Source organism: Rhodococcus sp. 2H158 (assembly GCF_053764755.1).
In genome coordinates this window covers 131,062-154,400 of the sequence record NZ_JBSNCE010000009.1, presented here as the reverse complement: position 1 = coordinate 154,400, position 23,339 = coordinate 131,062, and the positions used below count along the sequence as shown (strand labels likewise).

The 23,339-nt window shown below is 71.4% G+C and carries 19 protein-coding genes; 8 read left to right on the top strand and 11 right to left on the bottom strand.

All coding sequences use genetic code 11. The features are described 5' to 3' along the window. Nucleotides 1-6: 6 nt before the first annotated feature. Both ACWPOB_RS11135 and ACWPOB_RS11130 read right to left on the bottom strand, forming a co-directional pair. On the bottom strand, nucleotides 7-1,029 hold the full coding sequence (locus ACWPOB_RS11135) for a 1-phosphofructokinase family hexose kinase (protein WP_455400836.1): 1,023 nt from the start codon (nucleotides 1,027-1,029) through the stop codon (nucleotides 7-9). Further along, nucleotides 1,026-1,793 (bottom strand): DeoR/GlpR family DNA-binding transcription regulator, encoded by a 768-nt coding sequence (locus ACWPOB_RS11130; protein WP_100059067.1) that lies wholly within the window; start codon nucleotides 1,791-1,793, stop codon nucleotides 1,026-1,028. The genes ACWPOB_RS11135 and ACWPOB_RS11130 overlap by 4 nt, the downstream gene beginning before the upstream one ends. Before the next feature lie 139 nt (nucleotides 1,794-1,932). Here ACWPOB_RS11130 and ptsP point away from each other — a divergent pair, with 139 nt between their 5' ends. The 3 genes from ptsP to ACWPOB_RS11115 all read left to right on the top strand — a co-directional run bounded on the left by ptsP (nucleotide 1,933) and on the right by ACWPOB_RS11115 (nucleotide 6,221). Beyond that, entirely contained in the window at nucleotides 1,933-3,618 is a 1,686-nt protein-coding gene (gene ptsP, locus ACWPOB_RS11125) for a phosphoenolpyruvate--protein phosphotransferase (protein ID WP_455400835.1), read from the top strand. A gap of 69 nt (nucleotides 3,619-3,687) precedes the next feature. Continuing rightward, complete coding sequence (locus ACWPOB_RS11120) at nucleotides 3,688-4,998, top strand: uracil-xanthine permease family protein (protein ID WP_455400834.1); 1,311 nt, start codon at nucleotides 3,688-3,690, stop codon at nucleotides 4,996-4,998. A gap of 80 nt (nucleotides 4,999-5,078) precedes the next feature. Next, nucleotides 5,079-6,221, top strand: coding sequence for an acyl-CoA dehydrogenase family protein (locus ACWPOB_RS11115; protein ID WP_100058521.1), 1,143 nt, complete (start codon nucleotides 5,079-5,081; stop codon nucleotides 6,219-6,221). A gap of 90 nt (nucleotides 6,222-6,311) precedes the next feature. Here the strand turns inward: ACWPOB_RS11115 and lexA are convergent, their stop codons facing one another. Next, complete coding sequence (gene lexA / locus ACWPOB_RS11110; RefSeq protein WP_100058522.1) at nucleotides 6,312-7,025, bottom strand: transcriptional repressor LexA; 714 nt, start codon at nucleotides 7,023-7,025, stop codon at nucleotides 6,312-6,314. A 251-nt stretch (nucleotides 7,026-7,276) separates the two neighbouring features. Here lexA and ACWPOB_RS11105 point away from each other — a divergent pair, with 251 nt between their 5' ends. Together ACWPOB_RS11105 and nrdR are read left to right on the top strand one after the other, a co-directional pair. Continuing rightward, nucleotides 7,277-7,810 carry a LysM peptidoglycan-binding domain-containing protein gene (locus ACWPOB_RS11105; protein WP_455400833.1) on the top strand — a complete coding sequence of 178 codons (534 nt, stop codon included), beginning with the start codon at nucleotides 7,277-7,279 and terminating at the stop codon, nucleotides 7,808-7,810. 192 nt (nucleotides 7,811-8,002) lie between these two features. Beyond that, nucleotides 8,003-8,476 (top strand): transcriptional regulator NrdR, encoded by a 474-nt coding sequence (nrdR, locus tag ACWPOB_RS11100; protein WP_029543374.1) that lies wholly within the window; start codon nucleotides 8,003-8,005, stop codon nucleotides 8,474-8,476. Between the two features lie 42 nt (nucleotides 8,477-8,518). On the opposite strand, the gene hrpA is transcribed toward nrdR, so the two are convergent. Beyond that, nucleotides 8,519-12,439 carry an ATP-dependent RNA helicase HrpA gene (gene hrpA, locus ACWPOB_RS11095; RefSeq protein WP_455400832.1) on the bottom strand — a complete coding sequence of 1,307 codons (3,921 nt, stop codon included), beginning with the start codon at nucleotides 12,437-12,439 and terminating at the stop codon, nucleotides 8,519-8,521. Between the two features lie 68 nt (nucleotides 12,440-12,507). Here hrpA and ACWPOB_RS11090 point away from each other — a divergent pair, with 68 nt between their 5' ends. Further along, nucleotides 12,508-13,770, top strand: a complete 1,263-nt coding sequence (locus ACWPOB_RS11090) for an aminotransferase family protein (RefSeq protein WP_455400831.1) — start codon at nucleotides 12,508-12,510, stop codon at nucleotides 13,768-13,770. Between the two features lie 50 nt (nucleotides 13,771-13,820). Here the strand turns inward: ACWPOB_RS11090 and ACWPOB_RS11085 are convergent, their stop codons facing one another. The 4 genes from ACWPOB_RS11085 to ACWPOB_RS11070 all read right to left on the bottom strand — a co-directional run bounded on the left by ACWPOB_RS11085 (nucleotide 13,821) and on the right by ACWPOB_RS11070 (nucleotide 17,109). Further along, nucleotides 13,821-14,084: a hypothetical protein gene (locus tag ACWPOB_RS11085; RefSeq protein WP_006935037.1), complete on the bottom strand. Its 264-nt coding sequence runs from the start codon at nucleotides 14,082-14,084 to the stop codon at nucleotides 13,821-13,823. A 128-nt stretch (nucleotides 14,085-14,212) separates the two neighbouring features. After that, nucleotides 14,213-15,310: an MBL fold metallo-hydrolase gene (locus ACWPOB_RS11080; protein ID WP_455400830.1), complete on the bottom strand. Its 1,098-nt coding sequence runs from the start codon at nucleotides 15,308-15,310 to the stop codon at nucleotides 14,213-14,215. Nucleotides 15,311-15,360: 50 nt separating this feature from the next. Next, nucleotides 15,361-15,948: a cysteine dioxygenase family protein gene (locus ACWPOB_RS11075; protein ID WP_100056941.1), complete on the bottom strand. Its 588-nt coding sequence runs from the start codon at nucleotides 15,946-15,948 to the stop codon at nucleotides 15,361-15,363. A gap of 111 nt (nucleotides 15,949-16,059) precedes the next feature. After that, nucleotides 16,060-17,109, bottom strand: coding sequence for an alpha/beta fold hydrolase (locus tag ACWPOB_RS11070; RefSeq protein WP_455400829.1), 1,050 nt, complete (start codon nucleotides 17,107-17,109; stop codon nucleotides 16,060-16,062). A gap of 140 nt (nucleotides 17,110-17,249) precedes the next feature. On the opposite strand from ACWPOB_RS11070, the gene ACWPOB_RS11065 reads away from it, so the two are divergent. After that, a complete protein-coding gene (locus ACWPOB_RS11065; protein WP_455400828.1) occupies nucleotides 17,250-17,906 on the top strand; it encodes a hypothetical protein in 657 nt (218 codons plus the stop codon). 95 nt (nucleotides 17,907-18,001) lie between these two features. After that, entirely contained in the window at nucleotides 18,002-18,379 is a 378-nt protein-coding gene (locus tag ACWPOB_RS11060) for a VOC family protein (RefSeq protein WP_006935029.1), read from the top strand. Nucleotides 18,380-18,541: 162 nt separating this feature from the next. On the opposite strand, the gene ACWPOB_RS11055 is transcribed toward ACWPOB_RS11060, so the two are convergent. From ACWPOB_RS11055 to ACWPOB_RS11045, 3 genes are read right to left on the bottom strand one after another with little or no spacing between them, the layout of a single operon-like run. Beyond that, entirely contained in the window at nucleotides 18,542-19,294 is a 753-nt protein-coding gene (locus tag ACWPOB_RS11055) for a LysR substrate-binding domain-containing protein (RefSeq protein WP_455400827.1), read from the bottom strand. Nucleotides 19,295-19,298: 4 nt separating this feature from the next. Beyond that, nucleotides 19,299-20,741, bottom strand: a complete 1,443-nt coding sequence (locus tag ACWPOB_RS11050) for an amidohydrolase (protein WP_455400826.1) — start codon at nucleotides 20,739-20,741, stop codon at nucleotides 19,299-19,301. Between the two features lie 3 nt (nucleotides 20,742-20,744). Beyond that, nucleotides 20,745-23,249, bottom strand: coding sequence for a DEAD/DEAH box helicase (locus ACWPOB_RS11045; RefSeq protein WP_455400825.1), 2,505 nt, complete (start codon nucleotides 23,247-23,249; stop codon nucleotides 20,745-20,747). Between the last annotated feature and the right edge of the window lie 90 nt (nucleotides 23,250-23,339).

Below are 23,339 nucleotides of genomic sequence, written 5' to 3'. Positions count from 1 at the left end.
GTGTCCTTACTGGTGGTGAGGGAGGGCCGGGGACGGGGTGTCGAGGGGAACGGGGTGGAGCGGAGCGACCGCGACGGCGCCGGTGTCGACGTCGTCGGGTCCGGGAAGCGTGGTGCCGGGCAGAGCCACGGCCGCCGAGCCGTACGCGACGGCGTGCCGGAGGCGCTCGGCGGGACCGAGCCCGGCCAGCTCCGCGACGAGGTAGCCGGCGAGGGAGGAGTCGCCGGCGCCGACGGTGCTGCGCGCGGTCACGGGTCCGGGTACCGCGTGCCAGGCACCCTCGGCGGTGATCAGCACCGCGCCGGCTGCGCCGAGCGTGGCCAGCACCGCCCCGACGCCACGCTCGACGAGCCGGCGTCCGGCGGCGACGACGGGTCCGGTGTCGCCGGCCGCCGCCGCGGATTCCAGGGTGGTGGCGTCCGCGCCGGTGAGCTGGGCGAGCTCGTCCGAGTTCGGTTTGAGCAGATCGGGGGCGGCGTCGGGGAACCGGGCCGCGAGCGACAGCAGGGGAGACTCGGAGGTGTCCACCGCGATGCGGCACGCGACGGACCCGTCGACAGCGGCCGTGCGGACGGAGCGGACGAGGTCGGCGTACCAGTCGGCGGGCACGCCGGGCGGCAACGATCCGGACATCACCACCCAGCGGGCGTCGGCGGCGGCATCGACGACGGTCCGGCGCAGCGCATCGAGCGTCCCTTCGGTGTACGCCGGGCCGGGCTCGTTGAGCTTGGTGGTGGTGCCGTCGGGCTCGGCGACGGTGATGTTGCTGCGCGCGAAGCCCCCGGTCGGTACGGCGCGGTAGCCGATGCCGTGGTCGTCGAGCGCGGTGAGCAACGGGTCGCCGGTGTTTCCCGGCAGGACGGCCAGGACCGGCCGTCCGGCCGCGCGGAGCACGCGGGCGACGTTGACGCCCTTGCCGCCCGGGTCGACGCGGGTGGCGGCGGCGCGGTGCACAGCGCCGCGGACGAGCGGGCCCGTCAGTGCGACCGTCCGGTCCAGGCTGGGGTTGGCGGTCAGCGTGACGATCATGCCGTCACCACCTCGATTCCGTTGTCGGTGAGCTCTTTGCAGTCGGTGTCGTCGATCTCGGTGTCGGTGACGAGCACGTCCACGGCGTCGACGGGGGCGAAGCTGATCAGGTGCTGTCGGCCGATCTTGGAGGAGTCGGCGAGGACGACCACCCGGTCGGCGCATCGGACCATCGCGCGCTTGACGGCGGCCTCGTCCGGGTCGGGAGTGGACAGGCCGTGGCCGACGCTGAGCGCGTTGGTGCCGATGAAGGCGACGTCGACGTGCAGAGCCCGGAGGAACCGCAGCGCGTCCTCGCCCACGCTGGCCTGCGTGATCCCGCGGACCCGGCCGCCGAGCATGTGCAGGCGCACCGATCCGAGGCCGGCGAGCCGGGCGGCGATGGGAACCGAGTTGGTGACCACCTCGAGGTCCACGTCGGCGGGCAGCGCCGCCACCAGCCGGCCGGTGGTGGTGCCGGCGTCGAACACCACACTGCCGCCGGCGGGGGGGAGGTACCGGGCCGCCGCGGCGGCGATCCGGTCCTTCTGTACGGCGTGGGTGTGTTCGCGCTCGCTCAGCGCGGGTTCGGTCACCGTGAGCGCTGCGGTGGGGATCGCGCCGCCGTGCACCCGGCGCACATGGCCGAGCCGCTCGAGCAGGGCGAGGTCCCGCCGGACGGTCTCGGTGGTGACGCGGAAACGGGTGGCCAGATCGGCGACGGACATCCGTCCCCGTCGGCCGATCAGCTCGGCGATCGCCTGCTGCCGTTCCTCTGCGTACACGCCGGGCTCCCTTTCGGCCGAATGTTGTTTTATGTTGTTTTACGCCCGTATGTGTTGACATGTCAATGGTTCGGAGTAATCTCGATCACAGAAATACCCCGGAGGCCCATCCCGACACACCGGGCGGCGAGGAGGAGACATGGAGAAGGTGATCCCCGCAGCGGCGGAGATGTCGATCGTTCGGGGCACGCCCGTCGTGCCCGGGGTTGCCTACGGCCCTGTCGTGCGCCCCGCGCCGCGGCCGCAGATCCCCACCACTTTCGAGAGCATCCCGGACACCGCGCGCGACGCCGAGGCGGAGCGTTTCCGGGCGGCCGCGACCACCGTCGCGGACCGGCTGCGCAGCCGCGCCGGCCAGGCCTCCGGCGCCGCCGCCGAGGTCCTGCTCGCCAACGCCCAGCTCGCCGAGGACCGCGGCTGGCTCGGCGCCGTCGCCGCGAAGATCCGCAGCGGGGCCGGCGCGACCGAGGCCGCCGTCGGCGCCACCGACCAGTTCGCCGACATGTTCACCAAGCTCGGCGGGCTGATGGCCGAGCGCGTCACCGACCTCCTCGACATCCGCGACCGCGTGATCGCCGAGCTCAGCGGCCACCCCGAACCCGGTCTCGACCTGCCCGAGGAACCCTCGATTCTCTTCGCGGAGGACCTCGCCCCCGCCGACACCGCCGGCCTCGATCCGACCCGCGTGATCGGGCTCGCCACCACCCTCGGCGGGCCCACCAGCCACACCGCGATCATCGCCCGGCAGCTCGGCATCCCCTGCGTGGTCGCGGCGGCCGACCTCGACACCGTTCCCGCCGGCACCCGCGTCCTCCTCGACGGGGCCGCCGGTGAGATCCGCCTCGAGCCCGACCCCGAAGGCGCGGCCGCTGCGGTCGCCGCCGACCGCAGCGAGCGTGCGCGCATCGCGTCCTGGGCCGGTCCGGGCACCACCGCGGACGGTCATCGTGTCGAGATCCTCGCGAACGTGCAGGACGGTGCCGGTGCCCGTGCCGCCCGCGAGACCCCGGCCGAGGGGGTCGGCCTGTTCCGGACCGAGCTGTGCTTCCTGGACCGGGAAACCGAGCCGACCGTCGAGGAACAGGCCGAGATCTACGCGGAGGTCTTCACCGCCTTCGCCGGCCGGAAGGTCGTCCTGCGGACCCTCGACGCGGGCTCCGACAAGCCGCTGCGCTTCGTCAACCATCCCGACGAGCACAACCCCGCACTCGGGTTGCGCGGCATCCGGATCGCGACCGCCACCGAAGGACTGCTCGACCGGCAGCTCGACGCCGTCGCCGCCGCGGCCGCCCGCACGGGCGCCGCGCCGTGGGTGATGGCGCCGATGATCGCGACCGTCGCGGAGGCCGCGCACTTCGCCGCCGCCGTCCGCGCCCGCGACCTCGTGCCCGGGGTGATGGTGGAGGTGCCGGCCGCCGCGCTGCTCGCCGAACGTCTCCTCGAACACGTCGACTTCCTGTCGATCGGCACCAACGACCTCGCGCAGTACACGATGGCCGCGGACCGCATGTCGCCGCACCTCGCGGCCCTCACCGACCCGTGGCAGCCGGCCGTGCTGGCCCTGGTCGCCCGCACCGCCGCCGCCGGGCGCGCGGCCGGCAAGCGGGTCGGGGTGTGCGGGGAGGCGGCAGCCGACCCGTTGCTCGGCTGTGTCCTGACCGGCATGGGGGTCACATCGTTGTCCTGTGCGGCAGCGGCCGTCGCCGGCGTCGGCTCCCGCCTGGCCACGGTCACCCTCGACCGGTGCCGCGAGGCCGCGGACGAAGTGCTCCGCACCGTCGACCCCGGCGAGGCGCGCGAGGCAGCGGCCCGGGTGCTCGCCTGACGTGATCCGCGTCGGGAGTCACCCCCGCGCCCTGCTCCCGGAGCCGGCCGGCGCCTACCATTCCCCGTTGTGAACGAACAACTGAGGACGCGGACGGCCGGGTTCGGCTGGACCCTGCACGGCGACGGACGTCGCGTTGCCGACGGCGAGGTCGTCGCCCCGGACGAACGACTGTCCTGGCCCCGCACCGTGGGCATCGGCATGCAGCACGTGATCGCGATGTTCGGCGCCACGCTGCTCGTGCCGACGATCACCGGCTTCCCGGTCACCACGACGCTGCTCTTCTCCGGGGTCGGCACCGCCCTGTTCCTGCTGATCACCCGCGGCCGGGTGCCCAGCTATCTCGGTTCGTCGTTCGCGTTCATCGCGCCGCTGGCGGCCTCGGCCGGCGAGGGCCCCGCCGCCCAGCTCGGCGGCATCGTCGCCGTAGGAGTCGCCCTCGCGCTCGTCGGTCTCGTCGTCAAGGCGCTGGGGTCCCGCGTCGTCGACGCGCTGATGCCACCCGTCGTGACCGGCGCGATCGTCGCACTCATCGGCCTGAACCTCGCGCCGGTCGCGGTCGGATCCTTCGAGGCCCAGCCGCTCGTCGCGGCGATCACGCTGGCCGCGATCCTGCTCGTCACGGTGCTAGGCCCCGGCCTCGTCGGCCGCCTCGGCATTCTCGTCGGCGTGATCGTCGGCTGGCTCTTCGCCGCCGTCACCGGCGGCCTCGCCGAGGAACGCGTCGCGGCCCTGCGCGACGCCGCGTGGTTCGGCCTGCCCGAGCTGCGCGCCCCCGCGTTCGAGCTGTCCGTGGTGCTGATCGCCCTGCCCGTCGTGGTGGTTCTCGTCGCCGAGAACGTCGGCCACGTCAAGGCCGTGGCGGCCATGACCGGCCGCAATCTCGACGACGTCGCCGGCGACGCGTTGCTCGCCGACGGCCTGGCCACGACGCTCGCCGGGATCGGCGGCGGCTCGGGCACCACCACCTACGCCGAGAACATCGGCGTGATGGCGGCGACGCGGGTGTACTCGACCGCGGCGTACTGGGTGGCCGCCGCGACGGCCGTGGTCCTCGCCTTCTCGCCGAAGTTCGGTGCCCTCGTCTTCACCGTCCCGGACGGCGTGCTCGGCGGCGCCACCCTGGTCCTGTACGGCCTGATCGGCATCCTCGGCGTGCGGATCTGGATGGAGGCGAAGGTCGACTTCACCGATCCGGTCAACCTCACGGTGGCCGCCGCCGCGCTCGTGGCCGGGATCGGCGACCTCACCCTCACCGTCGGCTCCGTCGAACTCGGCGGCATCGCGTGGGGCTCGATCGGCATCCTGATCGCCTACCCGCTCCTGCGGCGGTTGGCGGACCTGCGCCGCCGACCGCCCGGCGTGTCCGGTCACAAATAACGCTCGTTCCTGTCAGCGTCAGACCCGTCCTCCGATGTCTACCGTGAGCGTGACGCACGTCATCGGATACAGGAGCGCACATGGAACGCACCCTCTTCGAGCCCGAGCACGAACTTTTCCGCGAGTCGTACCGGAAGTTCCTCGAGCAGGAGGTGGCTCCCTTCCACGAGCAGTGGGAGCAGGACAAGATCGTCGACCGTGAGGTCTGGAAGAAGGCAGGCGCGCAGGGCTTCCTGGGCATGGCCGTGCCCGAGGAGTACGGCGGCGGCGGTGTCGAGGACTTCCGCTACAACACGATCGTCACCGAGGAGACCACGCGCGGAGGTTTCAGCGGCATCGGTTTCATGCTGCACAACGACGTCGTGGCGCCGTACCTGCTGAAGCTGGCGAACGAGGAGCAGAAGCAGCGCTGGCTGCCGGGATTCTGTTCCGGCGAGATCATCACCGCGATCGCGATGACCGAGCCCGGCACGGGCAGCGACCTGCAGGGCATCAAGACCCGCGCGGTGCGGGACGGCGACGAGTGGATCCTCAACGGTTCCAAGACCTTCATCACCAACGGCATCAACGCGGACCTGGTGATCGTCGTCGCCTGCACCGACCCGGACAAGGGGGCGCAGGGCTTCTCGCTCCTCGTCGTCGAGCGCGGGATGGCCGGCTTCGAGCGCGGCCGCAATCTCGACAAGATCGGCCTCGCGGCGCAGGACACCGCCGAACTGCACTTCACCGACGTGCGGGTGCCCGCCGCCAACCTCCTCGGTGAGGAGGGCCTGGGCTTCATCTACCTGATGCAGAACCTGCCGCAGGAGCGCCTGTCGATCGCCGTGGTGGCGGCGGCGGCGATGGAGGCCGTGCTCGAGGACACGATGCAGTACTGCCGCGACCGCAAGGCGTTCGGCAAGTCGATCGGCAGCTTCCAGAACACCCGGTTCGAGCTGGCCGAGCTGGCCACCGAGACCACCCTCGCGCGCGTGTTCGTGGACAGGTGCATCGAGCAGCTCAACGCCGGAACCCTGAGCGTGCAGGAGGCGGCGATGGCCAAGTACTGGACCACCGACAAGCAGGTCGAGCTGATCGACCGGTGCCTGCAGTTGCACGGCGGTTACGGCTACATGCGCGAATACCCGGTCGCGAAGGCGTATCTCGACGCCCGCGTGCAGAAGATCTACGGCGGCACCAACGAGATCATGAAGGACATCATCGGCCGCGGCCTGAATCTCTGACCGGCCTCGGGGCACCGGTCCCGGCCCGGAACGAGCACGGGCGGCGCCGCGATCCGCGGCGCCGCCCGAGCGCGTTCGCAGGGAGCGACGTCAGAGCTTGCGGATCACGGTGACGACCTTGCCCAGGATGACGGCGTCGTTGCCCGGAATCGGTTCGAACATCGGGTTGTGCGGCATCAGCCACACGTCGTTCTTCACGCGCTTGAACGTCTTCACGGTCGCTTCGCCGTCGAGCATGGCGGCGACGATATCGCCGTTGTCCGCGACGTTCTGCTGGCGCACCACCACCCAGTCACCGTCGCAGATGGCCGCGTCGACCATCGATTCGCCGACGACCTTGAGCAGGAACAGCGATCCCTGCCCCACCAGTTCTCTCGGGAGCGGGAACACGTCCTCGACGGACTCCTCCGCCAGGATCGGACCACCCGCCGCGATCCTGCCCAGCACGGGAACCATGGCGGCCGGCGTCGCGGACTCGGCGGCGGTGTCGACCCCGTCCATCGGCTGCGCTTGCGGGGCCGCTGGCTGCGGATCGTCGAGGCCGCGCACGTCCACTGCCCGGGGGCGGTTCGGATCGCGCCGGAGGAAGCCCTTGCGTTCGAGGGTGCGCAACTGGTGCGCCACCGACGAGGTGGAGTTGAGGCCCACCGCGTCACCGATCTCGCGGATGCTCGGAGGGTAGCCCCGTTCGGTGACCGATTCGCGGATCACCTCGAGGACGCGGCGCTGGCGTTCAGTCAGGCCGGCGGCCGGATCGGCGGTGGTCGTCCGGCTCCGCCCGGCCCGGGGATGGCCGTCCGTCATGATCGTGACCTCCGTGCGTCGTGTGTCGGATGTGCTGGATGTGATGGATCGAATCTAGCTCTCCGATGGCCGGTTATCAAACATCTGTTCGAGATTTTCGGCCGGTAGTGCTGACTTTGTCGGAGCGGCGTGGTACACATCGAACACACGTTCTTTCGAACAGGTGATCGAATCATTCTCGCCGTCGATCGAGCGGTGACCGAAGTTCCGCCGCGGGCCCCGGCCCGCGGACGAGCGACACGGAGGCCTCTATGAGGACATCAGCAGTTCGCCGAACCGAATGGAACGACACCGGGCAGTACGACGGTACCGGGCAGTATGACACCGGACGGGACGGCGAGGGCCGGGCACGACGCTCCGCGGCGACGCACCTCGCGCGGCGCCCGCACGAGGCGGCGGACCGGCGGCTGCCGGTCCGGCCGGATCCGGGGGTGGTGGACTACCGGCGCGCTCCGGTCCGGGTCTCGCGCGTCCCGCACCGGCCCGCCGGGACCGCGCAGTCCGGCCTGCGCACCGTACTGGCGACGGCCCTGCTGACCGCGGTCGCGACCGCGGGACTGCTCGGGATTGCCCACCTGCGCACCAGCCAGGTCGCGGCCGGGGCCACACGTACCGACGTCACCGTCGTGCAGGTGGGGGAGTCGCTCGGCGACGTCGCGGCGCGGGTGGCTCCGGCTTTGCCCCGCCCCGAGGCGATCGAGCGGATCCGCGAACTCAATGCCATGTCGGACGGCCGTCTGCGGGACGGCCAGGCCCTGCTCGTTCCGGCCTCCGTGCCGCGGTGAACCGGCATGGACGGGCGGGTACCGGATCCGGCCGACGACCCGGGTATGCAGGTATTGTCGACTCTTGTCAGTCACACCACCTCGTGTGGTCGCGCCGAGAGCGATTCGCCTGCCGGTGAGTCCGGTCTCGGGAGGACGGCATCGGTTCGACGCCGACGTCGCGGCCAGCACGGCTACGACGAAGGAATCGACATGTACTGCCCGTATTGCCGGCACCCCGATTCCCGCGTCGTCGATTCCCGCGAAGCCGACGAGGGGGCCGCGATCCGTCGCCGTCGGGCATGCCCCCAGTGCGGCAGGCGGTTCACCACCGTCGAGACGGCGGTGCTGTCGGTCGTCAAGCGCAGCGGCGTCACCGAGCCGTTCAGCCGGGAGAAGGTGGTGCGCGGGGTGGCCCGTGCCTGCCAGGGCCGCGACGTCGACAACGACGCCCTCAACCTCCTCGCCCAGCAGGTCGAGGACGCGGTGCGGGCCAAGGGTTCCCCGGAGATTCCGAGCAACGAGGTCGGTCTGGCCATCCTCGGCCCCCTGCGGGACCTGGACGAGGTGGCGTATCTGCGGTTCGCCTCCGTCTACCGGTCCTTCAGCTCCGCAGAGGATTTCGAGCGCGAGATCAAGGAACTGCGCGAGCACCAGCACCGGCGCGAGACCGAGTCCCCGGACTGAACGCCGCGCCGTTCGTCGCGCGCCGGGATCCTCGTCGCCGGATCAGCGAATCGCCGCGACGGCCTTGAGGATTCGCCTCTCCGAGATCGGCCCGCGGGTGCCGAGGTGCTGCGCGAACAGGCTGACCCGCAACTCCTCGATCATCCACGAGACCGCCACCACATCGGCCGCCGTGGCCCGCTCCTCCGGCAGCCGCGCGAGCAGTCGGTCGTACTCGGCGTAGACCCGGTCCAGCACGTCCATGCCCTGCCGGTCGCGAAGGGCGCTCGCCGGCAGCGATTCGAGCCGGTGTGCCGCCGCCGCCAGGTAGCGGGGCAGGTCGGCCAGCCGGGCACTGCCGAGTTCGGCGACGAAACCCTTGAACAGCAGCGAGGTCAGCTGTTCACGCACGTCCTCGGCGGCCTCGCCGCGCACCCGTTCGAGCAGCACCTCCACGTCGTGTGCCCTGGCCAGGGCGGGGACGACGAGCTTCAGCAGCGCCGCCACCCGGCCCGGCAGCTGGGCCCGCACCACCTTCGCCAGCGCGGTGAACTCGTCCGGTGTGCGCACCGTCTTGCCGTGCCGGGCGATCAGCTCGTCCACGGCGCACGCCCGGCAGTCCTCGAGCAGATCCTCGAACGAGCCGTCCGGATTGCGGCCGAGTGCCAGCCGTTCGCCGTTGCTCAGGCCCGATGTCGTGGCGCGCGCCTGCATCGGGACCGCCTCGAGCAGCAGGGCCCGCAGCCCGGTGCGCATCGCGGCCTGCTGCGCGTGCGGGGTGCTGAGCACCCGCACGGCCACGCCGCCATTCTCGGCGACCAGCGTCGGATATCCGGTCACCTGTTGGCCGGCGACGGTGCGTGTGACCGTGGGCTCGAGGGTGCCGAGCGTCTCGGCTGTCCATACCAGTGCCGGGGCGCGCTCTATGCTGGACGCCGCCCGGGAGACCTCGGCCTCGACACGGTTCGCCAGCTGCCTGCGCAGCGCGGTCAGGCTCTTGCTGCGCGCGAGTACCGCGCCCCGTTCGTCGACGGCCGCGAACGTCATCCGCAGGTGGTCCGGCAGTGCGGTCGGCTCGAAGTCGCTCGGCTCGATCCGCGCCGCGCCGAGCCGCGACAGCTCCCGCGCCATCGCGTTGACGAGCGGCTCGGACCGCGGCTGCACAGACGCGAGGGCTGCCGCAGCGAAGTCCGGTGCCGGAACGACTTGGCGGCGAAGATGCTTGGGAAGCGTCTTGATCAGGGCGGTGACCAGCTCGACCCGCATACCGGGTACCGACCAGTCGAAGCCGACGGGCCGGACCCCGGCCAGCAGCGCGACGGGAATGCGGACGGTGACGCCGTCCTCCTCGGTGCCGGGCTCGAACTGGTAAGTGAGGGGGAACTGCAGATCGCCCTGCCGCCACGCGTCGGGGTAGTCGCCGCCGAGGACGGTGGGGGCCTCCTGGTTGACCACCGTTTCCGGGGTGAAGGTCAACAGGTCGGGATTCTTCTGCCGCTCCTTCTTCCACCACGCGTCGAAGTGCCGCGCCGAGACGACCTCCGGTCCGACGCGCTGGTCGTAGAACTCGAACAGCGTCTCGTCGTCGACGAGGATGTCGCGCCTGCGGGCCCGGTGCTCGAGCGCCTCCACGTCCTCGAGCAACTCACGGTTGGCGTGGAAGAACCTGTGACGCGTCCGCCATTCGCCCTGGACGAGGGCATGCCGGATGAACAGCTCGCGTGAGGCCTCGCGGTCGATCGGGCCGTACTGCACGGGCCGTTGCGCGACCAGAGGAATGCCGTAGAGCGTGACCCGCTCGTAGGCCATGGCGGCCTCGCGCTTGGTGGACCAGTGCGGTTCGGAATAGGTGCGTTTGACCAGGTGCGGGGCGAGCTTCTCGGCCCATTCGGGTTCGATCCGCGCGGTGACCCGGGCCCACAGCCGCGACGTCTCGACCAGCTCGGCGGCCATCACCCAGCGCGGCGGCTTCCTGGACAGCGACGAGCCGGGGAAGATCGCGAACCGGGTCCCGCGCGCGCCGAGGAAGTCCCGCTTCTCGCCCTCACGCACACCGACGTGCGAGAGCAGCCCGGCCAGCAGCGACTGGTGGATCGCGTCGTGGCCGACGTCCTGATGCCGCGTCTCCCACCCGAGGTTGAGGGTGATCTGGCGCAGCTGGCCCTGCAGATCCTGCCATTCCCGGATCCGCAGCCAGTGCAGGAACTCGTCGCGGCACATCTTGCGGAACCGGCTGGACGACAGTTCCTTCCGCTGCTCCTTCAGGTAGTCCCACAGCTTCAGGTACGCGAGGAAGTCCGAGCCCTCGACGGCGAACCGGGCGTGCTTCTCGTCCGCCGCCTGCTGGAACTCGGCCGGCCGTTCGCGCACGTCCTGGATCGACAGCGCCGCAACGATGATCAGGACCTCGCGCAGGCACCCGTTGCGGTGACCCTCCACGATCATCCGCGCCATGCGCGGATCGACCGGCAACAGCGCGAGTTCGCGTCCGGTGCCGGTCAGTTTCGGTGGTTCGTCCTTCGACGGCGGTTCGAGCGCACCGAGTTCCTCGAGCAGCGCGATACCGTCGCGGACGGCCCGCGGATCGGGGGCCTCGACGAATGGGAACGAGGCGAGGTCACCGAGCCCGAGCGCCGTCATCTGCAGCACGACCGAGGCGAGGTTGGTGCGCAGGATCTCCGGTTCGGTGAACTCGGGGCGGGCCTCGAAGTCCTCCTCGGAGTACAGCCGGATACAGATGCCGTCGGCGACGCGGCCGCAGCGGCCGGACCGCTGCCGGGCGGAGGCCTGCGAGATCTCCTCGATGGGCAGTCGCTGGACCTTGGTGCGCACCGAGTAGCGGGAGATCCGCGCGGTGCCGGGGTCGACGACGTAGCGGATGCCGGGCACGGTGAGCGAGGTCTCGGCGACGTTGGTGGACAGCACCACTCGCCGGCCGGTGTGCGGGGTGAACACCCGGTGCTGCTCGGCGGCGGACAGCCGCGCGTACAGCGGCAGGATCTCGGTGCCCCGTAGCTTGCGGTCGCGCAGCGCGTCGGCGGTGTCGCGGATCTCGCGTTCACCGGAGAGGAACACGAGGATGTCCCCGTCTCCCTCGGCGCAGAGTTCCTCGACCGCCTCACAGACGGCGTCCACCGGGTCGCGGTCGACGAGCGCGTCGCCCACCTCGACCGTCAGGGGCCGGTACCGGATCTCGACCGGATAGGTGCGGCCGGAGACCTCGACGATGGGTGCGGGCGTGCCGTCGGCCGCTGCGAAGTGGTTCGCGAACCGTTCGGGGTCGATGGTCGCCGAGGTGATGATCACCTTCAGGTCCGGCCGCCGGGGCAGCAGTTCCTTGAGGTAGCCGAGGATGAAGTCGATGTTGAGGCTGCGTTCGTGGGCCTCGTCGATGACGAGGGTGTCGTAACGGCGCAGCAGCCGATCGCGCTGGATCTCGGCGAGGAGGATGCCGTCGGTCATCAGCTTGATCAGCGTCGAGTCCGACACCCGGTCGGTGAACCGGACGGTGTAGCCGACGGTGTCGCCGAGTTCGGAGTCGAGTTCCTCGGCGATGCGCTCGGCGACCGCCCGGGCCGCGATGCGGCGCGGCTGCGTGTGCCCGATCAGGCCGCGCACGCCGCGGCCGAGTTCGAGGCAGATCTTCGGGATCTGCGTGGTCTTGCCGGAGCCGGTCTCGCCGGCGACGATCACCACCTGGTGGTCGCGGATCGCGGCGGCGATGTCGTCCCTGCGCTGCGAGACCGGGAGGTTGTCGGGATAGGTGACCGTCGGCACGCCGGCCGCCCGCGCCGCGAGCCGCAACCGCGCCTGCTCGATCTCGTCGGCGATCTTCGCCAGCGCCTCGGGTCCGCGGGCGCGGTCGAGCCGCCGGCGGATGCGGTGCTCGTCGCGCAGCGATACCTCGGTGAGGCCTGCCTTCAGGTCGCGACGGGTCGCCCCGGGCGGGGCGGGGGAGCGCGGGGTCTCGGGTGAGGTGGACATGCTGAATCAACAGCCTAGCGAAGCGCGGACCGTCGCCGCGCGGCGCCCGCGGACCGTCGCCGCATAGGATGGCAATTTCATCGCCGTTCGTGGAACAGGAGCAGATCGTGGGCGCGTTGTGGCACGGGTTCGCAGACATGGGTGTCGTCGAGCGGGACGGTGCGTTCGTCGTCGCGCGCGGAGAGGGCGCCTACATCTGGGATTCCGCCGGCACCCGCTATCTCGACGCGACCGCCGGCCTGTGGTTCGCGAACGTCGGCCACGGCCGCTCCGAGATCGGTGACGCGGTGGCGGCGCAGCTGGCGAAGGTGGCGCACTACTCCAACTTCGGTGACCTCGCCGCGGAGCCGACCGTCGAGCTGGCCGAGCGGCTCGCGGCGATCGCTCCCGTTCCCGGCAGCAAGATCTTCTTCACCTCGGGTGGTTCCGATTCGATCGACACGGCGGCCAAGCTGACGCGCCGCTACTGGCAGGAGATGGGCCGGCCGGAGAAGACCCTCGTCGTCAGCCGCGAGAAGGCTTACCACGGCATGCACGTCGGAGGCACGTCGCTCGCCGGGATCCCCGTCAACGCCGAGGGGTACGGGAACCTGTGGGACGACGCCGCGAAGGTGGCCTGGGACGACGCGAAGTCGCTGCTCGCCCTCATCGAGCGGGTCGGCGCGGACCGGATCGCGGCGTTCTTCTGTGAGCCGATCATCGGCGCGGGTGGGGTGTACCTGCCGCCGGAGGGCTATCTCGCCGAGGTCCGCGACATCTGCCGCGAGCACGACGTGCTCTTCGTGGTCGACGAGGTGGTCACCGGCTTCGGCCGCATCGGCGGGTCGTGGTTCGCCTCGGGCCGGTTCGGCCTGGAACCCGACCTGATCACCACGGCGAAGGGCCTGACCTCGGGGTACGTGCCGATGGGCGCGGTGTTCGTGGCGCCGAAGGTGGCCGAGCCGTTCTTCGCCGGCGGGGTGTGGTGGCGGCACGGCTACACCTACGGCGGGCACGCCGGTGCCGCCGCGGCTGCCCTGGCGAACCTGGACATCATCGAGCGTGAGAACCTGCTCGACGAGTCGGCGCGGTTGGAGCGGACCCTGCACGAGAAGCTGTCCCCGCTGGCCGAGCACCCGCGCGTCGCGGAGGTCCGCAGCGGTCTCGGCGCCGTCGCCGCAGTGCAGCTCGCCGACCCGGGTGAGGCGCCGGGGTTCGTGAAGGTGCTTCGGCGGCACGGGGTTTCGAGCCGGGCGGCGGGACAGGGTGCGCTGCAGATCTCGCCGTCGTTCGTGATGACGGACGAGCAGGTGCAGGACCTCGTGGACGGGTTCGCCTCGGCCCTGGGTTGATCGACGATCGAGCGGCGCCGACCGATTCGGAACCGGCAGCGCGGGTCGCGTCAGCGGCGGGGGCGGAGCCGTTGCAGCACAGTGCAGATCCGCTCGCGCAGTCCCGTGGGCACGTCGTCCAGCGGCACCGCGCCCTGCGTGTCGTGCGCGGCGGCGACGCGGGCGTAGCGGTCGTGGAGCACCGTGCGTACCTCGTCGGGCGTGTGGGCGCGTCGTCTGCGCTCGTCGCGCGCGACGACTGCGCCCGTCGCCGCGACGCCGACCACACCGGCGAGTCCGACGAGTTTCCACCACTGCCTGCCCTTCAATGCCATGGGCGCGAGCCTAGACGGTAGGGATTGGGCTGGGGCCGCGCTCACCTGTGACCGATGCTCGCCACCGTCGACCGGCGCGATCGCCCGGACGAGGCGATCGCCCGGACGCTCCGGCCGAACAGTGTGTCTCAGGGCCTGTCCGGTGCTCCGTTGCGTCCCTGCGCGGCCGTATCCGGCTGCGGGCTTGTCCGGAATTCGAATCGGCTGCCGACGGCATTGGGGTGGAAGGCGTCCGGGAGGGCGGTGAACAGCGCGTGCTGCGCCTTCCACGACGTGCAGTGGGCGGGCACGACCACGGCCGGATCCGCCGCGGCGAGGGCGGTCACCGTCCGGGGGACGATCGGACCGTCGCGGAGATGGAACCCGCCGAGGACGGCATGGAGCCGGCCGACCCCGGTGAGCCGCTCGGCGTGCTCGAGGATGTTGATCAGCCCGGCGTGCCCGCATCCGGTGAGCACGACGAGTCCCCGGTCGCGTAGGTGCAGGACGACGGCCTGGTCGTCGTGGATGAGCGGGTCGGGCCGCCAGCGGCCGTGCCGGTGGGCTTGATGGCCCGGCATGCCGGTCTCGTACTCGGTGGTCCGGGCGATCCGGCCGGTCACCAGGAGCATTCCGTCCAGCAGGAAGGAGGGGCGCCGGTTCTCGACGACGACGAATCCCGCGCCCTCGATCGCTGCGCGGCTCGGTGTCGGTAGCTCGAAGGCGCCGTCGGGACCGACGATGCGCCGCCTCGTCCAGAAGTCGGGGTGCACGAGGATCGGCAGGCGCCGGGAGCCGAGCCGGCGGGCGAGGCCCTGCAGACCCATGACGTGGTCGAAGTGGCCGTGGCTGAACACGATCGCCTCGATGCCGTCCGGGGAGATCGCCAGCCGATCGAGGTTCGCCATCAGACCGTCCGGCGTGGCCCCCGCGTCGTAGAGCACGCGGTGCGTGGTTTCGCCGACCCGGACCTCGATCAGTACGGAGAACCCGTGCTCCGCTCGGAGGAGGTCGACAGTCCGGAATCCGACCGCCAGATCGCTGGGGACGATCGGGAGCGGACCTGCCGATCCGGCCAGCCCCCAGCGGCGGACGGGCCCCACGTCGGGCAGCAGCACGTCGGAGGAGTTGTCCACCAGCGTCGTCACATCGACCGCGTCGACCGGCCGGAGCTCCACCCGTACCGGGTCCCGCTCCGGCAGCTGTCCGGCGGATCGTCGATCGCGGGTCTCCGCTCCCGTCGTCACGCCCTCCTCCTTCCAGTGGACACGGGGAAACAGCCTTCGGCGCCGGGCCGTCAGCGCTCGGGTCCGACGTCGGTGAAGTCGGGACGGAAGGGCGCCTCGCTGCCCGTACGCAGATCGAACGTGCTGCGGTTCTGCGTGAGAATGTCCGTGCCGTAGACGTGGATCGAGATCGCATCGGTCCCGCCGAGTGCCTCCACCGAGTGGATCGTTCCGTCGGGAACGACGGTCACCTTGCCCCGCGGGTTCACGAAGGTGTCGGCAACCTGGAGCCGGGCCCTGCCCGGCACACTCCCGTCGTCGAGCCGGCGATACCACGTCTCCCGTTCCCGGCCCCGATACACGCCGACCACGGCCCACGCGCCGTGATTGTGCGCCGGAGTGCTCACTCCGGCCTTGAACACCGCCACCAGGATCGACAGGTGCCCGTCCGAGGCCCGGTGGACGGGGTACAGCACCCAGTCCCGTGTCTCGGGACGCTCCTGGTACTGCGGGTCCAGCCAGTCGCTGTCGTCGGCGACTGCGGCGGCCAGAACCGCACGGACCGACTCCGGTCCGTCGCGCAGTGCGGACGCCTGTCGGAGGCGGGGGATCAGATCGTGGATCGACTGCCGGGGGCCGACTTCGGCGTGCCTGTTCATGATGCACCTCCTGCAACCGCTCTCGAAGAGAACGGTATGCGCACAACAGAGATGAACGCATCGGTACCAGTACGGACATTGCGCGCCGTCCCGGCGGTGCCGGGCGCCGGCTCACAGACCGAATTCGACCGCCCGCCGCACCAGCTCCACCCTCGAGTTGATGCCGAGCTTCGCGTAGATGTTGGCGAGGTGGGTCTCCACCGTCCGCTCGCCGATGAACAGGCGCCGGCCGATCTCAGGGGAGCTGAGTCCGGCGACCGCCAGGGCGCCCACCTCCCGTTCCCGGGTGGTCAGGGCCTCCGGCCCCCAGGCCGGGCGGTCCCGGCGGCCCCGCCGTACCCCCGTCAGGAAGGCCTCGATCTCGATCAGCACCGCGTCCATGTCGCCGATCCAGGGCCAGTGATCGATCCCGGGCAGTTCGACGAGTGTCGCGCCCGGAATGCGCGCGGCGACGTAGCGGGAATGCTCGACCGACAGCCACGGATCGTCGACGTGGTGGAGCAGGAGCGTCGGCACTCGAATCTCGTGCAGCCTCGGACGAAGATCGGTCGCGGCGCAGAGCCGGAACAGTTCCCGGGCCTGCGCCGGGCCCGCCGCTGCCCGGGCGTGACGCGCGAACCAGGATCGATACCGCTCGTCCCCGGCCAGTGTCGGATTCATCGACCCGATGCCGGAGCCCGTCGCCCACCCCTCGTCGATGCCGTCCAGGACCGACGAGAAGAACTCCTCGCTCCACCCCGCCGCATACCCGTCGTCCCGCAGGAGCCGGGCATGGGCGTCCCACAGGATCATCGAACGTGTGCGGCCGGGGTACTTCAACGCGAACGACGTGCAGATCCCGGCGCCGACGGCGACCCCGAACAGGGTCGCCCGCCGGGACCCGGCGGCGTCCATCACGGCGCGGATGTCCTCGACACAGGCGTCCATGGACACCTCCTCCCGCGGCACGTCCGACAGGCCGGTGCCCCGCTTGTCGAACCAGATCAACCGGGCGAACGACGCCAGGCCGCGCAGGAAACGCGCGAAGAACCGCTCCTCCCAGGCGAGGTCGAGGTGCGAGACGAATCCCGGAACGAAGACGAGGTCGGGTCCCGCTTTGCCCAGCACCTGGTACGCGATGCTGACATTCCCGCTGGCGGCGTACCGGACCTCGTGGTCCATCCCTGCACCGTAGCGCCGTCTGCCGCGCTGTCAACCTCGGGTGAGGCGCATCGACGCGGGGCAGCGACGGCGGGTCGGCCGCCACCTCCCGTGCTCGGCGTCCGGATCCCGTTACCTCCCCGCGTGAGAGGCTGTCGGTCATGCAGCAGCGGAGCTCAGCGCAGTCCCGGATCACCCTCGACGACGCGGTGGCGCTGACCCGCACCGGCGACCTCTGGATCTTCCGCGGCAGCAGCCACGCCGACCGGGCGATCCAGACGCTGACCAACGCCCCCGTCAACCACGTCGGCATGGCGGTGGTCCTCGACGATCTGCCACCGCTGATGTGGCATGCCGAACTGGGCAGGAGCCTGCCGGACATGTGGACCGGCCGGCACCACCGCGGTGTGCAGCTGCACGACCTGCGTGGAGCGGTGCAGGTGTGGAGTGCCCGGTACGGGCAGCGCGGCTGGCTGCGCCAGCTCGGCGTCGAGGTGACGCCGGCGCAGGAGGATCAGCTGCTGCGCACCGTCGCCCGGCTGGACGGCACGCCGTTCCCCTCGACGGGCCGGCTGGCGGGTCGCTGGTTCGCGGGCCGGCTGCCGTGGCGGAAACGCACGGCGGATGCGGGCCTCGAGCGCGCGTACTGCGCCGAGGTGGTGGGCGCGACCCTGGAGGCGATGGGGCTGCTCGAGCAACGCGGGCGCGGCAGCAACTGGTACGACCCCGGACGGTTCTGGAGCGGGGACCGGTTGCCGGCCGCGCCCGGGGTCGCCTGGGGGCGCGAGATCGAGGTCGTGCCTCCCGAAAACGGATGAGGGGCTGGAGTGCTCGGTCGCCCCGCCGGAGGCCCGCGCCGCCGGATAGGCCCGTTTCCCGGGCCCACGCGACGACTTCGCGGGATCATGAGCCCATGTCGCGTCCCGCCATCGCACTGCAGGTCTACGTCCTCGACACGCCGGACCCGTCGGGGCTGGCCTCGTTCTACGCCGTGCTGCTCGGCTGGGACATCGACGACGCCGCCACCGACGACGACTGGGTCCAGTTGCGCGCCCCGGCCGGTGGGGGCCTGGCGTTCCAGCTGGCCCCCGAGTTCACCCCGTCGACGTGGCCGGACGACCGGGTCGGGCTGCAGGCACACCTGGACCTCGAGGTCGACGACCTCGACGCCGCGGAGGAGTGGGTGCTGCGGCACGGCGCAACCCGCGTCGTCGGGCCCAACCCCAGCCCGACCTTCCGCACCTACCGGGATCCGAGCGGCCACCTCTTCTGCCTGGTGCGGTCCGCGTGAGCGGTCCGCGGGGACCGCGGAGGCTACGCCGCTTCGCCCGGGCCGCCGGTCACCGTGACCGGTCCGCCCGCCGGCGTGCGTGTCGACCGGAACGTCGCGGTGCCCGCACGCGACGGAACACTCCTGCGCGGCGCCGTGTTCCGGCCCCGGCCTCCCGGGCTGCTACCGGCGCCGGCGCGCACGCCCGGCGCTCTTCGGCCGGCCCGCGTTTCCGCGCCGGGTCTTCGGCTTCTTGTCGCCGACCACCTTCTTCGGCTGCGATCCTTGCCGCTCCCCGCGCCGTTTCTGCTTCGGCTGGGACTCGTCCTGCCGGCCGCGGGAGCTGTTGGCGGTGCGGCCGCGCACGATCCCGACGAACTCCTCGACCAGATCGGTGGTCCGCTCCGAGAGCCACACCAGGCCCACCTGCGACTGCGGGGCATCGGTCACCGGCCGGTACGTCAGATCCTTGCGGTGGTGCAGCCGGGCCAGCGACTGCGGCACGACCAGCACCCCCACCTCGGAGGCGACGTACGACACGGCCGTCTCCGTCGTGGCCGGGCGCTCGAACGCCGCCTCTCCCGGCAGGCGCGCCCAGTCCAGCACGTCGTCGCGCGGATGCAGCACCGTTTCCTCCGCGAGATCGGCGACGCTCAGTTCGTCGACGGCCGCAACGGCATGCTCCTCGGGTACCACCACCACCGATACCTCGGTGTAGAGATTGATCACCGACAGCCCCTCGCGCGGCAGCGGCAGCCGCAGCACCGCGGCGTCGACCGTGCCGTCGCGCACAGCGGCCTCGCCGTCGGCGGCGTCCACCGGCACCAGCTCGAGGGGGACGTCGGGTATCCGCTCCGCCCACACCCGCACCCATTTCGCGGGGGTGACCCCGGGGACGTAGGCCAGCCGGAACGCCGGGGCGGACTCTTCGCTCACCCGCTCAGGCTAGCGGCCCGTGCGTCCAGCGTCCGCCGAGCATCGTGCCCCACACCGGCATCGCGGCCAGCTCCGCACCGGAGCGGGGCAGCGCGTCCGCGTCGAGCACCACCAGGTCGGCGACGTCGCCGACGGCGACGCGGGCACGACCACCGGTGGACGCGGCCAGCGCCACCCGCAGGTCCAGTTCGTGTTCGCGGTGCCAGACCCGGCCGTCGGGCAGCGTGCGGTCGATCGCGGCGGCCAGCGTCCGCCACGGATCCAGGGGCGCGACCGGCGCGTCGGAGCCCAGCACCAGCCGCGCCCCGGCCGCGTGCAGCGTCCCGTACGGGAAGGAGCGGTGCGTGCGGCCGGGCCAGTACCGTTCGGCCAGGTCCACGTCGTCGTACACGTGCGCCGGCTGGATGCTCGCCGTCACACCCGACCGGGCGAACCGCGGGAAGTCGCGCTCGGCCACGAACTGGGCGTGCTCGACGCTGCCGCGCGCCCCGGTGGCGGCGAACGCGTCGAGCACGTGCTCGCAGGCGTGGTCACCGATCGCGTGGATCGCGCTCTCGAGCCCGTGTTCGTGGGCGTGGCGCATCAGCGGCTCGAGCCGTTCCGGCGGCACCGACAACACCCCGTGCCCGCCGTCGGGATACGGGTCGTGGCAGTAGGCGGTGCGGGTGCCGAGCGATCCGTCGACGATCACCTTCAGCGGACCCACCGTCGCCAGCCCCGCGGTGCCGGGTACCACGTCGCCGGTGCGCATGCCCGCCGCGATCGCCGCGTCCAGCCACCGGGGCCAGATCCCGCACCGCACACGCAGGTGCCGCGTCCCGGCGCCGATGCGGCGCCTCCACGCGGCGAGAGTGTCCGCGATCTCGAAGTCGACGACGCCCACCACGCCGCGGGCCGCGGCCGCCCGGGCCGCGGAGTCCACGAGGCGATCGCGCACCTCGGGCTCGACGTGCTGGATCTCGTTCATCAGCGGCATGAACTCGGTCTCCCGCAGCAACCCCGTCGGGTGTGGATGCAGCCAGAAACGCTGTAGCGCAGCAGTATTGAACCAGGCGCTGTGCAGGTCCCCGCTGAACGCGACGACCGGCCGGGCGGGGGCGATCGCATCGAGCGCCGCAGCGGTGGGCATGTCCGGCCACAGCCCGTCGCGGAAACCGTGCGCGACCACGACGGGGACGGGGTCACCGGCCAGGCGGGCGGCCACCAGCGCGGCCGCGTGCGCGGCCGACGTCGCGCCCGACAGGTCGAGCGCGGCCTGCGCGAGGGTCCACTGGTCGAAGTGCACGTGCGCGTCCCACAGGCCCGGCAGCACCAGTCGCCCGCCGACGTCGACGACCTCGGTGCTGCCCGCGATGTCACCGCCGACGCGGTCGCCGGTGATCGGCAGGTCGACCGGGTCGGCACCGGGCGCCGTGCGGGCGCCACGCAGGACGAGGGACGACGGCACCGCTCAGCCCTCGACGATCTCGAACTCGTCGAACACCACCTCGCCGGCCGCGTCGGACTCGGCGAGGTTCACCTCGCCGAGCAGCGCCCAGCCGTGGTCCCCTGCGGGGTCGGCCAGGGTCTGCCGGACCCGCCACAGATCCTTCTCCTCGACCACGGTGAACAGCTGCGGGCCCCGCGCGTCGGGGCCGGTGCCGATTTCGTCGTACTCCTCGAAGTACAGCTCGAGCAGGTCGGCCCAGTCCTGTGCCTCGAGTCCGTCGCCCAGCTCGGCGAGTTCGTTCCACCGTCGCCGCGACGCCAGTTCCACCCGCTTGAACATCGCATTGCGCACCATCACCTTGAACGCCCGCGTGTTCGCCGAGATCGGTTTGGGCACATCCGCGCCGAATGCCACCTGCTGATCGTCGGATTCGACGCCGGGGTTGGTCAGCGACTCCCACTCGTCGAGCAGGCTCGAATCGACCTGGCGGATCAGCTCGCCCAGCCACTCGGTGAGGTCTTCGAGTTCCTCGGTGCGGGCCGCATCCGGAACCGTCTGGCGCAGCGCCCGGTAGGCGTCCGCGAGGTAGCGCAGCACCAGTCCCTCCGAACGGGTCAGGCCGTAGTGACCGACCAGTTCGGCGAACGTCATGGCTTTCTCGACCATGTCCCGCACCACCGACTTGGGGGACAGCGGGAACTCCGAGACCCACGGATGCCCGGCGCGGTACGTCTCGAACGCCGGCTCGAGGAGTTCCGCCAGCGGCTTCGGCCAGGTGATCTCCTCGAGCAGTTCCATGCGCTCCTCGTACTCGATGCCGTCGGCCTTCATCTGCTGCACGGCCTCACCGCGCGCGGCGTGCTGCTGCGCCATGAGGATCTGCCGCGGATCGTCGAGCGTGGACTCGATCACCGACACCACGTCCAGCGCATAGGTGGGGGAGTCGATGTCGAGCAGCTCGATCGCGGCGAGCGCGAACGGCGACAGCGGCTGGTTCAGCGCGAAGTCGCGCTGCAGGTCCACGGTCAGCCGCGCCGTCCGGCCGAACTCGTCGGGCTCGTCGAGCTGCTGCACCACCCCGGCCTGCAACAGCCCCCGGTACAGCGAGATCGCCTTGAGGATGTGCCGGCGCTGGGCGGGGGGCGCTTCGTGGTTGTCCTCGAGCAGATGGCGCATCGCCTCGAAACAACTGCCGGGGCGGGCGATCACGTTCAGCAGCATCGAATTGCTCACGGAGAAGCGCGAAGTGAGCGGCTCGGGGGAGGCGGCGACGAGCTTCTCGAACGTGCCCTCGCCCCACGAGACGAATCCCTCGGGCGGCTTCTTGCGCTGCACCTTGCGGCGCTTCTTCGGGTCGTCACCGGCCTTGGCGAGGGCACGCACGTTCTCGATCTCGTGCTCGGGCGCCTGCACCACGACGGTGCCCATCGTGTCGAATCCGGCGCGGCCGGCGCGGCCGGCGATCTGATGGAACTCGCGGGCCTTGAGCTGCCGGGTCCGGGTGCCGTCGAACTTCGTCAGGCCGGTCAGCAGCACCGTCCGGATGGGCACGTTGATGCCCACCCCGAGGGTGTCGGTGCCGCAGATGACCTTCAGCAGCCCGTCCTGGGCCAGCCGCTCGACGAGCCGCCGGTACTTCGGCAGCATCCCGGCGTGGTGCACGCCGATGCCGTGCCGCACCAGCCGCGACAGCGTCTTGCCGAAGCCGGTGGAGAACCGGAACGCGCCGATCGCCTCGGCGATCGCGTCCTTCTCCTCGCGCGAGCACATGCTCACGCTGGTCAGGGCCTGCGCCCGCTCCAGGGCGGCGGCCTGGGTGAAGTGGACGACGTAGACGGGGGCCTGGTGCGTGGTGACCAGTTCCTCGATCTCTTCGCCGATCGGCTTCTGGGAGTAGGAGAAGGACAGCGGCACCGGCCGCTCGGAGCCGGACACCTCGGTGGTGGTGCGGCCGGTGCGCCGGGTCAGGTCCTTCTTCAGGAAGGTGACGTCGCCGAGGGTCGCCGACATCAACAGGAACTGCGCGCGGGGCAGTTCGACGAGGGGCACCTGCCAGGCCCACCCGCGGTCCGGCTCCGAGTAGAAGTGGAACTCGTCCATCACCACCTGGCCGATGTCCGAGTCGGCGCCCTCGCGCAGCGCCAGATTGGCGACGATCTCGGCGGTGGCGCAGATGATCGGGGCACCGGGGTTCACCGAGGCGTCGCCGGTCATCATCCCGACCCGAGCGGCGCCGAACACCTCGCACAACGCGAAGAACTTCTCGCTGACCAGCGCCTTGATCGGGGCCGTGTAGAAGGTGCGCGTACCGGTGGCCAGGGCGAAGAAGTGCGCGCCGAGCGCCACCATCGACTTGCCCGACCCGGTGGGCGTCGCGAGGATCACGTTCGACCCGGAGACCAGCTCCAGCAGCGCCTCCTCCTGTGCCGGATACAGCGAGAGGCCGCGCCCGGTCGTGAAGGCGGTGAAGGCGTCGAACAGCGAGTCCTCGTCGACGATGTCGGGGGTCAGATCCGGAAGCAGCACCGCTCCAGGCTAGTTGTTGCCGCCGTGACCGCGCCGACGCGCCATGCGCGGCAGGCCGGCGCGCGGCGGCCGACGAGTCCTGCCGCCCGC